General features: G+C 69.2%; 10 protein-coding genes. 8 read left to right on the top strand and 2 right to left on the bottom strand.

The annotated features are described in order from the left end of the window. Positions 1–135 precede the first annotated feature (135 nt). Positions 136–726: a heme-binding beta-barrel domain-containing protein gene (locus JFB92_RS14150; RefSeq protein ID WP_233163205.1), complete on the top strand. Its 591-nt coding sequence runs from the start codon at positions 136–138 to the stop codon at positions 724–726. A gap of 593 nt (positions 727–1,319) precedes the next feature. Here JFB92_RS14150 and sftH read toward each other — a convergent pair. Then, entirely contained in the window at positions 1,320–3,923 is a 2,604-nt protein-coding gene (gene sftH, locus JFB92_RS14155) for a DEAD/DEAH box helicase (RefSeq protein WP_199039846.1), read from the bottom strand. On the opposite strand from sftH, the gene JFB92_RS14160 reads away from it, so the two are divergent. The 5 genes from JFB92_RS14160 to JFB92_RS14180 all read left to right on the top strand — a co-directional run bounded on the left by JFB92_RS14160 (position 3,844) and on the right by JFB92_RS14180 (position 11,613). Beyond that, positions 3,844–4,203, top strand: a complete 360-nt coding sequence (locus tag JFB92_RS14160; protein ID WP_199039866.1) for an STAS domain-containing protein — start codon at positions 3,844–3,846, stop codon at positions 4,201–4,203. The two genes, sftH and JFB92_RS14160, sit on opposite strands and share 80 nt — an antisense overlap. Next, the gene (locus JFB92_RS14165) at positions 4,200–4,709 is read left to right on the top strand and encodes an ATP-binding protein (protein WP_199039849.1); all 510 of its coding nucleotides are present in this window, start codon (positions 4,200–4,202) and stop codon (positions 4,707–4,709) included. Before JFB92_RS14160 ends, JFB92_RS14165 begins: the two co-directional genes overlap by 4 nt. A 231-nt stretch (positions 4,710–4,940) precedes the next feature. Then, positions 4,941–7,265, top strand: coding sequence for a sodium-translocating pyrophosphatase (locus tag JFB92_RS14170; RefSeq protein WP_199039851.1), 2,325 nt, complete (start codon positions 4,941–4,943; stop codon positions 7,263–7,265). 180 nt (positions 7,266–7,445) lie between these two features. Then, positions 7,446–10,187 (top strand): type I DNA topoisomerase, encoded by a 2,742-nt coding sequence (topA, locus tag JFB92_RS14175; protein WP_307789164.1) that lies wholly within the window; start codon positions 7,446–7,448, stop codon positions 10,185–10,187. A 265-nt stretch (positions 10,188–10,452) separates the two neighbouring features. After that, positions 10,453–11,613: a glycosyltransferase family 4 protein gene (locus JFB92_RS14180; RefSeq protein ID WP_199039855.1), complete on the top strand. Its 1,161-nt coding sequence runs from the start codon at positions 10,453–10,455 to the stop codon at positions 11,611–11,613. 61 nt (positions 11,614–11,674) lie between these two features. On the opposite strand, the gene JFB92_RS14185 is transcribed toward JFB92_RS14180, so the two are convergent. After that, positions 11,675–12,397 carry an IspD/TarI family cytidylyltransferase gene (locus tag JFB92_RS14185; RefSeq protein ID WP_199039857.1) on the bottom strand — a complete coding sequence of 241 codons (723 nt, stop codon included), beginning with the start codon at positions 12,395–12,397 and terminating at the stop codon, positions 11,675–11,677. Between the two features lie 232 nt (positions 12,398–12,629). Here JFB92_RS14185 and JFB92_RS14190 point away from each other — a divergent pair, with 232 nt between their 5' ends. Beyond that, a complete protein-coding gene (locus JFB92_RS14190) occupies positions 12,630–14,486 on the top strand; it encodes a glycosyltransferase (protein ID WP_199039859.1) in 1,857 nt (618 codons plus the stop codon). A gap of 166 nt (positions 14,487–14,652) precedes the next feature. Further along, the coding region (locus JFB92_RS14195; RefSeq protein WP_199039861.1) for an NTP transferase domain-containing protein at positions 14,653–14,846 on the top strand (194 nt) is incomplete at its 3' end.

Here is a 14,846-nt window from a genome sequence, read left to right on the forward strand (position 1 = left end):
TCGCAAGATCACCGCGACCAGACCCGCACGTAAAGTATGGGACGTGGAGACGGCATTGACCGCCGTGCTCGTCATCGCCTCCGGCGCGCTGGCGGGCGCATTCGGCTATTGGACGATCAGAACGGGGAGGAACCGTTGAGCGGACACGAGGTACCCGAGGAGTACGCCTCGACCTTTGCGCAGGTCGAGCCCTACCCGTTCGAGGAGACCGAGGACCTGCGCACGGGCCCGAACCTGCACGACGACCTGGTCCCGCTGCTGCCCCTGGTCGGCCGCTGGCGCGGCCGCGGCCAGGGCGGCTACCCGGGCACCGAGGACTTCCTGTACGGCCAGGAGGTCACCTTCACCCATGACGGCCGCCCGTTCCTGCACTACACGGCCCGCTCGTGGATCATCGACACCGAAGGCAAGCCGGTCCGCCCGGCCGCCCAGGAAACCGGCTGGTGGCGCCCGATCAAGGGCAAGGACCCCAAGAAACCCGAGGTGGAGGTCCTGCTCGCCCACCCGACCGGCATCCTCGACCTGTACTACGGTCACGTGGATGGCAACCGGATCGAACTGGCCACCGACGCCGTCGTCCGCAGCCCCGAGGCCAAGGAGGTCACCGCCTCCAAGCGCCTCTACGGCCTCGTCGAGGGCGCCCTGATGTACGCGGTGGAGATGGCCGCCGAGGGCAAACCCCTGACTCCGCATCTTTCGGCTCGCCTGACCCGCGCCGAGGACTGACCCCGGGCCGCGGTGAGTATTTGTGCGCCCGGCACTGCGTTACCTGATGTCGTTGACCGCTTGTTGCTGCGCGCGTCTTGACGCGCCGGGTGCCGCTTGACTCGGTCTGCTCGACGTTGTGGGTCTCCGCGCGGCCGGCGACGTCTCGCCGGCGTGGACGGTTGGGACCTCGCGCCTAGATATTTGGTGCGGGCGGCCGGACCGGTCCGGCCGCCCGCTGCTCGCGAGCGGTGTCGGGCCTTGGCGGGGGCCGCGCGCGGGTGGCTCTCCGCGCGCGATCTCGGTATGGCGGACTTCCGGAACCCTCTTGTGCCGCCATCCCGCCGTGGCCCGACGGGTTTTTTGTCTACAACCATCTCCGATGTCGACAACGGATCGCAACCAAATCCTCCGGCCTGTGGATAACTCCCCCCACCCTGTGGATAACTCGGCCAGCCGCGCTTGTTTCCGTTCCCTGACCAGCCGAGAGCGCTCCTGAGAGTCGGTCACCCTAGCCGGTCCCTGGCGGCGCGATCGCTGCCCCAGAGCATGGGTGTTGTCTTCGGCCTTCCGCCCGGGGCGATGCGACGAAGGATCCCGGTTCGAAGGACGGTTCAGAAGTCGCCCGGCCACAGGTCCTCCTCTTCTTCGTCCTGGTCAGGGGGCGCGGCGGGGGAGTGGGTCTTCACCACTGCGGTGCCGTCGTCGGCGTCCAGCACGGTCTTCAGCAGCGCCACCGCCCCGGCCTTCTCCAGCGGTTCGTTGCCGTTGCCGCACTTCGGGGACTGGACGCAGCTCGGGCAGCCCTCCTTGCAGCCGCAGGCCGCGATCGCGTCCATGGTGGCCTCCAGCCAGTCGCGCCAGGAGCGGAACGCCTGCTCGGCGAAGCCCGCGCCTCCCGGGTGGCCGTCGTACACGAAGACCGTCGGCAGCTCCGTGTCCGGGTGGGCCGATGTGGATAGGCCGCCGATGTCCCACCGGTCGCACGTCGCCACCAGGGGCAGCAGCCCGATCGAGGCGTGCTCGGCCGCGTGGAGTGAGCCCGGCAGGTCCTTGATCCCCTCCAGCGCTTCGGGCTCGACCGTCCACCACACCGCCACGGTGCGCAGCGTCTGCGGCGGCAGGTCCAGCATCTGGGTGTCGATCACCTCACCGGAGGGGATGCGCCGCTTCTGGTACGAGATCACCGCCGAGGTCACCTCCACCTCGCCCAGGCACAGCGCCACCCGGCCCAGGTCGAGGCTCTCTCGGGTGCCGAGGATCTCCAGGTGCGTGATCTCCTGCGGCGTGGTCGTCCACGGCGGCCGCGCCGCGTGCACCAGCGCCAGGCCGTCGTCCAGGTCAAGGTCGTCCACCAGGTAGCTCTCGCCCTGGTGCAGGTAGAGCGCGCCCCGGTGGACCAGGCGGTGCGCGGCCGCGGAGTCGACGGTGCCGATGAGCCTGCCGGTGCTGGTCTCGGCGATGTCGACCGCCATCGGCCCCGATCCGCGCAGGGACACCTCCGGGCGCTCGGAGCCGACCCAGTAGTAGCGTCCTCCCGGCCGCCGGCGCAGCAGCTTCTGCTCGCACAGCTGGTCGGCGACCTCCCGGCTGCCGGGGATCGACTCGAAGTCGGATTCGCGCAGCGGCAGTTCCTCGGCGGCCAGGCACAGGTGCCCGGCGAGCACGTACGGGTTCGACGGGTCGCACACGCTCGTCTCGATCGGCCGCTCGAAGATCGCCTCGGGATGGTGGACCAGGAACGTGTCGAGGGGGTCGTCGCGGGCCAGCATCACCGCCAGGGCCGGCTCGTCGCCGCGTCCGGCCCGCCCGATCTGCTGCCAGAACGAGGCCAACCGCCCCGGGTACCCGCACAGGATCACCGCGTCCAGGCCGGTGACGTCGATGCCCAGTTCGAGGGCGTTGGTGGTGGCGACGCCCAGGAGTCTTCCCTCGCGCAGGTCCGATTCGAGTTCCCGCCGGTGTTCGCGCAGGTATCCGGCCCGGTATGCGGCGATCCGCTCGGAGGCGGGGTCGGCGCCCAGCCGCGCCTTCGCCTCGGCCGCCACGATCTCGGCGCCGCGCCGCGAGGGCACGAACGCCAGCGTGCGCACTCCCTGCCGCGCCAGCTCGGCGAGCATCCGCGAGGTCTCGCCGAGCGTGGAGACCTTCTGAATCTCGCCTTCGAACTCGAACGACTCCGGTTCCCACAGCGCCACGCTCGCCCCCGGCGACGGCGAGGAGTCGACGGTGACCTCGACGGCGGGCCGCCCGGTCAGGACCGACAGGGACGCGGCGGGGTTCGCGGCGGTCGCGCTGGCCGCGATCACGGTCGGCTCGGCCCCGTAGTACGCGGCCAGCCGCAGCAGGCGGCGCAGCGTCAGCGCCACGTGCGCGCCGAACACGCCCCGGTAGATGTGGCATTCGTCGACCACCACGTACTTCAGATTCTTGAGGAGCGAGCGCCACGCCCGGTGCCGGGGCAGCAGCGAGTGGTGGAGCAGGTCGGGGTTGGAGAAGATCAGGTTCGCGAACCGCTGGGCCCACTGCCGGTGCTCGTACGGCGTGTCGCCGTCGACGATCGCCGGGACGAGGCCCTCGACGTCGAACTCGCCGACCGCCCTGGCCTGGTCGGCGGCGAGCGCCTTCGTCGGCGCCAGGTACAGCGTCCGGCCTTCCCCGCCCAACGGCGACGCCGAGCCGTCGGTGGCGTCGGCCTCGGTGAGGATCGGCAGCAGGTAGGCGAGGCTCTTGCCCGAGGCCGTGCCGGTCGCTACCACCACGTCCCGGCCTTCGAAGGCGTGCGTGGCGGCCTCGGCCTGGTGCGGCCACAGCGACACGATGCCCTGTCTAGCCAGGGCGGAGCGGACCGGTTCGGTCACCCACTCGGGCCAGTCGCAGCGCTCGGCCGGGCGGGCCGGGAGTTCGCGCAGATGGCGCAGGCCGCCGTTTCCGGGCTCGTGATCGGCCGCCCGGCCGGTGTGGTCGGCGGCCAGGGAGCTGATGAGGTGGTCGGACGGCACGGGGTCAATGATGCCGCAGCGCTCCGACACGTGCCGCCGGCGACGCCTCCGCGCGGCGGGGTCACGCTCCCGACACGCTCCCACGGCGAACGCAGTACGCTTATGCGCTAGAGCACAGTCGACTTGGGGAGAGCGCGTGAGAGGGACCACCAGTGACGGAGCGCCCGAGCCTGAACTGGGACTGAGCCTGTCTACGGCCGGCGCCTGGACGGTCATCGCCGTCAGCGGCGAGATCGACATGTACACCGTCGAGCGTTTGCGGGAGGCGATCCGGCAGCTCATCGGCGAGGGCCGGACCCAGGTGGCGATCGATCTGACGCCCACCGAGTTCTGCGACTCCACCGGTCTGGGCCTGCTCATCGGGGCCCGTCGCCGCCTGGCCGACGCCGGCGGGGCGCTGGTGGTCGTCTGCGCCAATACGCGCATCCGCAAGCTCCTCGACATGACCGGACTGGACAAGGTCCTCGACGTCCGGGAAGCGGTGCCCAGCGAGTGAACGCCGCCAAACACGACCATCGCCCTGATTCGGTGACGGTGAGGTTCGCGTTCACGCCCGCCGCCGCCTACGTCCGCGCCGCCCGGCTCGTGGCCGCCGACGTCGCCTCCCACGCCGGGGTCGCCACCGGTCTGCTCGACGAGGTCCGTCAGGCCGTCGGCGAGGCCTGTACGCGCGCGGTCCTCCGGCACAGGGACAGCGATATCGATGATCTTGTGCGCGTCGAGTTTTCGATCGGTGATCGTTTCGTAGCGAAAATCACCGATAATGCGCGTGATCTGCGCGCGAAGTCGGAGAGCCGTCTCGCTCCCGCCGGGTACCGGAGCGATGCGCGAGCGAATGATCATGATGCGATCGAGGAGGACACCCTCTCCGAGGAGATCACCCTGATCGTCCTCGGCGGCCTGGTCGAAGACCTGGTAGTGACCGGTCCGGACGGTGAGCGCGGGACCACGGTCACCATGAGCTGGCCCCTGCCGGGGCGCGCCTCCGGCTCCGACCACTGACCGGAGCGCCGCCGCACCCGGCGTGAGTGACCGAACCCACTCGCAAATCCCTCACATCGTTACACTCCGTTGGTCATGCCAGCCGCACCTGACGGTCTCGGACCCACGCCGCCCGCGCACAGCGAGCGGCGTTTCGGGGCCTTCGCGTCTCGTCACGCCTGAACCGGCCGGCGTATTACGGAATCACCCAGCGCGCGCTGCGCGCCGCATTCTTTTCTATGGAGGAACGACATGCATACGTTGCTCGCCAACGGCGACGGGGACGTAGGCCAGCTCACCGGCTCCAATATCAGCCTGGTGATCCTGGCCGCCGTGCTCGCCCTCGTCGCACTCGGCTCTGCCGCCGGGCTCGTCAGAAGCATCCTGAGCGCCGGCACCGGCACCGACAAGATGCGCGAGATCGCAGGAGCCGTGCAGGAGGGGGCCTCGGCCTATCTGCGCCGCCAGTTCCGCACGCTCGGGATCTTCGTGGTGGCCGCCGTGATCCTCCTGTTCCTGCTGCCGGTCGGCGACGCCGGGACTGACGTCCGCATCGGGCGGAGCCTGTTCTTCGTGGTCGGGGCCGGCTTCAGCGCCTTCATCGGCTGGGCCGGTATGAACCTGGCGACGCGCGCGAACGTGCGCGTGGCCGCGGCCGCCCGCGACGGGGAGCCCATCGGCGCGATGCAGCTGGCCTTCCGCACCGGCGGCGTGGTCGGCTTCCTCACCGTCGGCCTGGGCTTGCTGGGCGCCTCGATCGTGGTGTTCACCTACAACTCGGACGCCCCGGTGGTCCTGGAGGGCTTCGGCTTCGGCGCCGCGCTGCTGGCGATGTTCATGCGTGTCGGCGGCGGCATCTTCACCAAGGCCGCCGACGTCGGCGCCGACCTGGTCGGCAAGGTCGAGCAGGGCATCCCCGAGGACGACCCCCGCAACGCCGCCACGATCGCCGACAACGTGGGCGACAACGTGGGCGACTGCGCCGGCATGGCCGCCGACCTGTTCGAGTCCTACGCCGTGGTGCTGGTCGCCAGCCTCATCCTCGGTCGCGCCGCGTTCGGTGAGACCGGCCTGGTCCTGCCGCTCCTGGTCGCCTCGGTCGGCATCGTCTGCGCGATCATCGGCGTCATCATCACCCGCATGCGCGCCTCCGACGCCTCGGGTCTGACGGCCATCAACCGGGCCTTCTATATTTCGGCGTTCATTTCCGCCGCGCTGACCGCGGTCGCGGTGTTCCTGTACGTCCCGGCCGAATGGTCCGAGCTCGGCAGCGGCGTGGACGCCGAGGGCATCCCGGTCTCCCCGCAGGGCCTGGCGATCATCGCCGTCGTCATCGGCATCGCGCTGGCCGCGGCGATGATGACCCTCACCGGCTACTACACCGACACCCGCTACAAGCCCACCAAGACCGTCTCGGCCTCGACCCGCACCGGCGCGGCCACGAACATCCTCTCGGGCTTCTCGCTGGGCCTGGAGTCGGCGGTCTACTCGGCGCTGCTCATCGGCGGCGCGGTCATGGGCGCCTACCTGCTCGGCGGCGGCAACCTGCTGGTGAGCCTGTTCGCGGTCGCGCTGGCCGGCTGCGGCCTGCTGACGACGGTCGGCGTCATCGTCGCGATGGACACGTTCGGTCCGATCAGCGACAACGCGCAGGGCATCGCGGAGATGAGCGGCGACGTCGACGGCGAGGCCGCCCAGACCCTGACCGATCTGGACGCTGTGGGCAACACCACCAAGGCCATCACCAAGGGCATCGCGATCGCCACCGCGGTCCTGGCCGCGACCGCGCTGTTCGGCGCCTACACCGACGCGGTCGGCCAGGGCGAGGACGGCCTGGTCGGTGCCGCGCTGTTCGAGGCGCTCAGCATCGCCGACCCGGCCAACATCGTGGGCTTCATCATCGGCGCCAGCGTCGTGTTCCTGTTCTCGGGCCTGGCGATCAACGCCGTCGCCCGCTCGGCCGCCGCGGTCGTGGACGAGGTCCGCGACCAGTTCGCCCGCTTCCCGGGCATCATGACCGGCGAGCAGCGTCCCGAGTACGGCCGGGTGGTCGACATCTGCACCCGCGACGCCCAGCGCGAACTGGCCACGCCCGGCCTCCTGGCGGTGCTGGCTCCGGTCGCGGTCGGTTTCGGGCTCGGTGTGGGTCCGCTGGCCGCCTATCTGGCCGGTGCGATCGCCACCGGTGTGCTCATGGCGATCATGCTGGCCAACTCCGGCGGTGCCTGGGACAACGCCAAGAAGGACGTCGAGGACGGCAACCACGGCGGGAAGGGCTCGGAGGCCCACGCCGCGGCCGTCATCGGGGACACGGTCGGCGACCCGTTCAAGGACACCGCCGGCCCGGCGATCAACCCGCTGCTCAAGGTCATGAACCTGGTGAGCCTCATCATCGCCCCGGCCGTGGTCGTGGCCACCGTCGGCGACGACACCAACCCGGCCCTGCGCTGGGGCGTGGCGGGCGCGGCCCTGGCCGTCCTGGTGGCGGCCATCCTCATCTCCAAGCGCCGCTCGGCGGTGGTGGAGTCGGGGGAAGACCGGGCCCCGCACGAGCGTGAGTCCGTGAACGTCGGATAGCGTCCGGGGGCGTTCGAGCGTGTGCCCCGGCCTCCCGCGGTGAAGTTCGCGAGCCGTGAATCAGTGGAGGGGCCGGGGCATGGCCATACTCAGAGGACGAGCTCGCGAACCGTGAGCTAACGTAACGATTCGAGTGCAATCTTTCAGTGTTTCCGTGAATCCGAGTGGATGGTGGGAGTAGTGGCCGACCTCAAGCGCCTGGTCATCGTCGAGTCGCCTGCGAAGGCGAAGACGATCTCGTCGTACCTGGGCCCCGGCTACATCGTCGACTCGTCCCTCGGGCACATCCGCGACATGCCGCGCAGCGCCAAGGAAATCCCGAAGAAGTACAAGGATCTGCCCTGGTCCAGGCTCGGGGTGGACGTGGACAACGATTTCGCGCCGCTCTACATCGTCAACCCCGACCGCAAGGACCACGTCAAGAAGCTCAAGGGCTACCTGGCCGAGGTCGACGAGCTCCTGCTGGCCACCGATGAGGACCGCGAGGGGGAGGCGATCGCCTGGCACCTGCTCGAGGCGCTCAAGCCGAAGATCCCGGTCAAGCGCATGGTCTTCCACGAGATCACCCCGCAGGCCATCGCCGAGGCCGTTGCCAATCCGCGGGAGCTCGACCAGGACCTGGTCGACGCCCAGGAGGCCCGGCGGGTCCTCGACCGCCTCTACGGCTACGAGGTGTCCCCGGTGCTGTGGAAGAAGGTCATGCCGCGCCTGTCGGCCGGGAGGGTCCAGTCCGTGGCGACCCGCATCGTCGTCGAGCGCGAGCGGTCCCGCATGGCGTTCCGCTCGGCCGACTACTGGGACGTCACCGCGCGCCTGGCCACCGATGACGGCCAGGTCTTCAAGGCCGCGCTGGCGGCCGTGGACGGCGACCGGGTCGCCGGCGGCAAGGACTTCGACCCGTCCACCGGCGCGGCCAAGGGCAACGTCGTCCACCTCGACGAGGCCGGCGCGCGCGGCCTGGCCGAGCGGTTGCGGGGCAAGGACTTCACCGTCCTCAAGGTCGACAAGAAGCCCTATCGCCGCCGCCCGTACGCGCCGTTCATCACCTCGACCCTCCAGCAGGAGGCCAGCCGGAAGCTGCGCCTGTCCAGCGCCCAGACCATGCGGGTGGCGCAGCGGCTGTACGAGAACGGCCACATCACTTATATGCGGACCGACTCGACCAACCTGTCCGAGACGGCGGTGCGGGCGGCTCGCGCGCAGGCCGCAGATCTCTACGGCAGCCAGTACGTCTCGCCGGAGCCGCGCCGCTACGCCCGCAAGGTCAAGAACGCCCAGGAGGCGCACGAGGCGATCCGTCCGGCCGGGGACCGGTTCAAGACCCCGACTCAGCTCAAGGGCGTCCTCAGCGCCGAGGAGCACCGGCTGTACGAGTTGATCTGGCGCCGCACCCTGGCCTGCCAGATGGTCGACGCCACCGGCAATTCGACGTCGGTGCGCTCCCGCGCGGTCTCTTCGGCCGGGGAGGAGGCCGATTTCACCGCCTCGGGCAAGACCATCACCAACCCCGGGTTCCTGCTGGCCTATGTCGAGTCCATCGATGACGGCGACGCCGACGACGCCGAGAAGCGCCTGCCGGAGCTGGCCGAGCGGCAGCACCTGTCCGAGCGGGGCCTGGACCCGGCCGGGCACACCACGCAGCCGCCCGCCCGCTACACCGAGGCCAGCCTGGTCAAGGCCCTCGAGGAGCGGGGCATCGGCCGCCCTTCGACGTACGCCTCGATCATGCAGACGATCGCCGACCGCGGCTACGTGTTCAAGCGCGGCCAGGCGCTGGTGCCGTCGTTCCTGGCCTTCGCCGTGGTCGGGCTGATGGAGCGGCACTTCCCGCGCCTGGTCGACTACGACTTCACCGCGGGGATGGAGAACGAGCTCGACGAGATCGCCGCGGGGGAGGAGCAGCGCCTGAACTTCCTGCGCGCCTTCTATTTCGGCGGCGCCGACAAGGAGGGCACCGTGGCCGCCTCGGGCGGGCTGCGGAACCTGATCGAGGAGGAGCTGGGCAAGATCGACGCCCGCGGGGTCAACTCGATCCCGCTCTACACCGACGAGGCCGACCGGAAGGTCGTCGTCCGGGTCGGCCGCTACGGGCCCTACCTTGAGCGCACCACGCCCGAGCAGGCCGAGGCCGGGGAGCGCACGTCCATCCCCGAGTCGATGGCGCCCGACGAGCTCACGCCCGCCAAGGTGACCGAGCTGTACGAGCTCGGCGCCGGCGAGGGGGAACTGGGCACCCACCCCGAGACCGGGGAGCCGGTCTACGCCAAGACCGGCCGCTACGGGCCCTACGTGACCTCGGGGGAGAAGTCCTCCTCGCTGCTGACCGGGCAGAAGCTCTCGGATCTGACCCTGGACGACGCGGTCAGGCTGCTGACGCTGCCGCGGCTGGTCGGCGTCGACGCCGACGGCGAGGAGGTCCGCACCGGTCTGGGCCCGCACGGTCCCTACGTGGTCAAGAAGCGCGACTACCGGTCTTTGGAGAGCGAGGACCAGCTGTTCACGCTCACGCTCGAGGAGGCCGAGAAGCTGCTGGCCCAGCCCAAGGCGCGCGGGCGGCAGCGCGCCCAGACCCTGCTCAAGGAGCTGGGCGCCGATCCGGTCACCGGCAAGGACGTCAACCTCAAGGACGGGCGTTTCGGCCCCTACGTCACCGACGGGGAGACCAACGCCTCCATCCGCAGGACCGACACGGTCGAGGCGATGACGATCGACCGGGCCGCCGAGCTGCTGGCCGAGCGCCGCGAGAGGGTCGCCCAGAACGGCGGGGTCAAGAAGACCGCGAAGAAGGCGGCCAAGAAGTCCACCGCTAAGAAGACCTCCGCCAAGAAGTCGGCGGCCAAGAAGGCTTCCAAGAAGTCCACGGCGAAGAAGACGGCCAAGAAAGCGGCGAAGAAGACCGCCAAGAAGACCGCCTCCGAGTAGCGCGGGAGGCCGTGGCCGCCTGCGGGCGGCCGCCGCGGTGAGCGCTGTCTCGAGCGCGACGGATCGCTCGCTCTCCGATCGGCCGGCGTATAGCGCCCAGGTGGCAATGGTGTGGTGAACATCGCTGGTTTCCGGAATGAATTTCTCGGCAACACCCGGCAACCGACCGCGTCGTGGTAAGCGTCGTACGCAAGAGGTCTGAACGGGACATCGGCGTTCCGCGGTCTCGCTCTGTGTCGCGACTTCGAGAAGGACACTCAACGCTATGCGAATCACGTTTCTGGTCCGGAACATCTGGGGCATCGGCGGGACGATCAAGACCACCTTCAACACCGCCGCCGCGCTGATCGACCGCGGGCACGACGTGACCATCGCGTCCTGCGTTCGCGCCAAGGACGAGACGGACTTCGACCACGACCCCCGCATCAAGATCGTCAGCCTCTGGGACGTCCGCGACCCGAGCGAGGGCGGGGATCGGCTGTCGTTGGCCGACCGGATCAACACCCGCCTGCCCTCGGTGCTGGATCCGCTGGAGATCAACAGGATGCGCGAGTCCTCCCGGCTGTTGGATAAGCGCATCAAGAGGTTCCTGCGCCGGTTCGACACCGATGTCCTGGTCAGCACCCACGTGATCCTGAACCTGCTGGTGGCGCGTTTCGCTCGGCCGGGCACGGTCGCCGTCGCCCAGGAGCACCTGTACCTCGACCACTACCGGGGGCCGGTCCAGGACGAGATCAAGCGCAGGTACGGCGCGTTCGACGCGATCGTCACCGTCACCGAGGCCGACGCCCGCGTCTACCGCGAGGCCATGCCCGATCACGCGGACAAGGTCGAGTGCATTCCCAATTCGATCCCGGCCAACCCGGCCGGCCGCTCGCCGCTGACCGAGCCGGTCATCATGACCGCCGGACGACTCACCGGAATGAAAGGCTTCGATATCCTTATCCGGGCCTTCGGAGAGGTCGCCCACCACTATCCGGATTGGTCGGTCAAGATCTACGGCCGCGGACGCGACCGCAAGAAGCTCCAGAAGCTGATCGACGAGCACGGACTGCGCGGCCGCGTCAAGCTCATGGGGCCGGTCGCGCCGCTCGACGAGGAGTGGCACCGCGCCTCCATCGCCGCCGTGCCCTCCCGGTTCGAGCCGTTCGGGCTGGTCATCGTCGAGGCCATGGCCGCCGGTATGCCGGTGGTGTGCACCCGCGTCAAGCACGGTCCATTGGAGATCGTCGAGGACGGACGGAACGGCCTCCTGGTCAAGTCCAAGGACCCCGAGGAGCTCGGTAAGGCCCTCAGGCGCCTCATCGAGGACGAGGATCTGCGCCGCGAACTGGCCGAAGGCGCCGCCGGCACCGCCCGCACGTTCGAGCCCGCGCAGGTCGTGGGCCTCCACGAGGCGCTGTTCGAACGCCTGGTCAGGCGATAGGGCCCGTTCAGCAATGTCGACCGGGCCGGATGCGGCCTCGCCCGGAGCTGTTCAGCGGGTCCTAGACGCCGTCGGCCTCCAGCAGCGCGCCGGCCACGGCCAGATCGAGCGGCTCGGTCACCTTCAGGTTCCGCTCGTCTCCGGCGACTGCGGCCACCGGAATATGGGGCAGGTAGCGCAGCACCACCGAGCAGTCGTCGGTGGCGCTGAAGTCCGGGTCGGTCTCGGCGGCGCGGTAGGCATCGCGGATGACCGCCAGGTGGAACGCCTGAGGCGTCTGGACTCGGCGGAGCTCGTCGCGTTCCAGGGACCGTGACAGAAACTCGCCGTCCTGGTCGTGTCGGACCTGGACGACGGTGTCCCGGGAGGGCACGGCCGCTGTGACGGCGGCGTGGCGTTCGAGTCCGGAAGCGACGCGGTTGATCAGGTTCGGGGTCACCAGGGCCCGGGCGGCGTCGTGGATCAGCAGGTCGCATTCGGTCCCGAAGTGGTCCTCGGTCCACCGGACGGCGGCCTTCGACGACTCCGACCTGGTGGCGCCGCCGGCGACGGCGCCGGCGAATTTGGTCGATCCGGCAGCGATTCGGCGGATCCGGTCGAGCTCCCGCTCGACACCGACGACGAGGATCCGGTCTACCGCCTCGGCAGCGTCGAACGCCTCCAGGGCGTGTCCGAGCACGGGTTTTCCGGCGAGGTCGATGAACTGCTTGGGAAGGGCCGCGCCCATGCGGGTGCCCTGGCCGCCCGCGAGGACGGCGGCGACGGTCGGGCGTGTATTCCGCATGGCCCCTCCAATGGTTGAGACTCGCACCGGGTGTGCCACGAAAGGATATCGGGACCTGTCCGACCCGGTCGACGTCCGCCGGTTGTGTCCCGGCGTCGATATGACGGCGTTCACAGGAAATTTCATGATTCTTCGGATGGCGCTATGGGACGGTAACCTCATGCCCCAGGCTCATCCAAACCGCTTGATGGGCACCGGCTTTGCACGGGCGACCAGCATTTGAAGGTAGGTCATGTTCAAACGCAAGCCCTCCGTGGCGCTACCACCCGAACCCATCTACGGCATCACCTGGTCGATCCCGGAGAACTTCGGGGGTATGACGAACGTGCTCCTCCACCGCAGCGCGGCGTTCGCCCGCCTCGGAGGCCGACGTATCGACATACTGACGCTTGCAGGGGACCTGGACCTGCGCTCCTGCACCCGTGAATTGCGCAGTTCGGGTCGGCTTGGCAAAGGAGTGCGGCTGCGAAATCTCTGGGACGAGCTGGCCCGCATGTCCGATCGGGCGCTCGCCAAGGGATTCGCCGCCGATCGGCCGGTCCCGGACGAGAGCGAGCATCTGCTGCCGTACGAGGGGCGCAGGCGCACCGAGCGCTTGACTTCAGACGGGAAGAAGGTCCTCCAGGTCGACACCTTCCGGGACGACGGTACTCGGCTGTTCTCGGACCGGAGGGACGTTCGTTCTGAGGGAACGCCCGGGGGACGCCGGTTGACGCTGTTCACTCGAAAGGGAACGGCGTTGCGCTCCTGGGACGGCGCCGCCGAGTTCTACTTCGCCTGGCTCGACCATGTCATCGGTCGGAAACCGTCGTACCTGATCAGTGACTCGAAGGTCGTGGGCAGATTCCTGTACAAGTACCGACGGCCCCACATCACGACCGTTCAAGTGATTCACAGCGCACACCTGCGGCGCGAAGAGGCCGGTCCGTTCGGGGCGCTCACCGCGGGGAAGCTCGACCTCATCAAGGGAATGCGGTGGTTCGACCTGGTGGCGACGCTGACTGGAAGGCAGGCCGAGGATCTCGCCGAAGCGAACCTCGCGGGTCCGAATCTCGTGGCCATCCCCAATTCCCGAGCTGTCGAACTCGAGGCGCTCCCGAGCCGACGCGATCCGCGCGACGGGGTCATGCTCGCCCGGCTCACTGTCGACAAGAGGATCGACCACGCCATCGACGCGATGGCATTGGCTCGGGTCGGCGGCACCGGTGTCCGACTGCGTATCTTCGGTGACGGTGACCACGGAGAGGCCCTGCGGAAGCAGGTCGACGCGGTCGACGCCGGTTCGTACGTCGAACTCATGGGGTACCGGCACGACGCCGCCGCTCAGTTCAACACGGCTTCGTTCAGCCTTCTGACCAGCAAGTCCGAAGGAATGGCGCTGGTCTTGGTGGAAAGCATGGCGGCCGGGTGCATCCCCATCGCCTACGACATCCGCTACGGCCCGAGGGACATCATCACCGACGGTGTCGACGGCTTCCTGGTGCCCGCTGGGGATGTCGGAGCGCTCGCCGCGACCATCGCACGCGTCGCCGCGATGCCGGAGACCGAACTCGATGCCATGCGGGCCGCTGCCAGGAAGCGGGCGGCGGACTTCAGCGACGCGGCCATCACCCGGCGGTGGGCGACTGCGCTGGCCGAGGCCATGGACCGCAAGAGTGCTGGCCGGGCTCCGCGATTCAAAGCTCGTGTCGAGAACTTCTCGTTCACCGGGGACCGCCTACTGGTGAGGGGGTCCGTTACGGGCCGCCGCCTGGACCGGCCGACCGCGTCGCTGTCGTGGTCGGCACGGAAGCGCCCGGTCTACGGAGTCGTGCCCGCCGAGCTGCGTTCCACCGGGAGCGAAGACTTCGAGTTCGAGGCCGCCTGGCCGCTCGAGCGGGCGGACCCGGCCGCCGGCGACACGATCGACCTCTACCTCGAGATCGAGACGTCCGGCGGTCGCACCCGCCGACGCCTGGCCGCACCCGGTGCTGCCGACCTGCCCGAGTCCGAGCGCCTAGAGCCGTACGTGACGGTCAAAGGGAACCTCAGTTTCACGGTGTCGTCCGACCTGGTAGAGCCGAGTCGGTCGTCGATCGAGAGCGACTGACCCCTGCGGCCTCAGCGAGTACGGCGATCCTGGGTAGGGCGGCGGCCCCGGCTCGGCCCGCTGCTGTGATCTCGGCGTCCACCCGGTGTCAGTCTCAGGGTCAATTCAGGTTCAACTAGGTAAACTGCTCGAATCCAGCAACCCAACTGACCGAGGTGGCATCCACATGTCCACGAACATCGTGATTCTCGCGGCCGGTGTCGGCTCCCGGCTCGGCAAGCCGCACCCGAAGCCGCTCACGCCGCTGAACACCGGCGAGACCATCCTCGGCCGCAGCCTGCGACTGCTGACCTCCAGGTTCAGCCGCCACTCGATCCACCTGGTGGTCGGGTTCAAGAAGGAGATGATCATGGAGGAGGT

This window comes from Glycomyces salinus (assembly GCF_016428645.1).
GTDB lineage: Bacteria > Actinomycetota > Actinomycetes > Mycobacteriales > Micromonosporaceae > Glycomyces > Glycomyces salinus.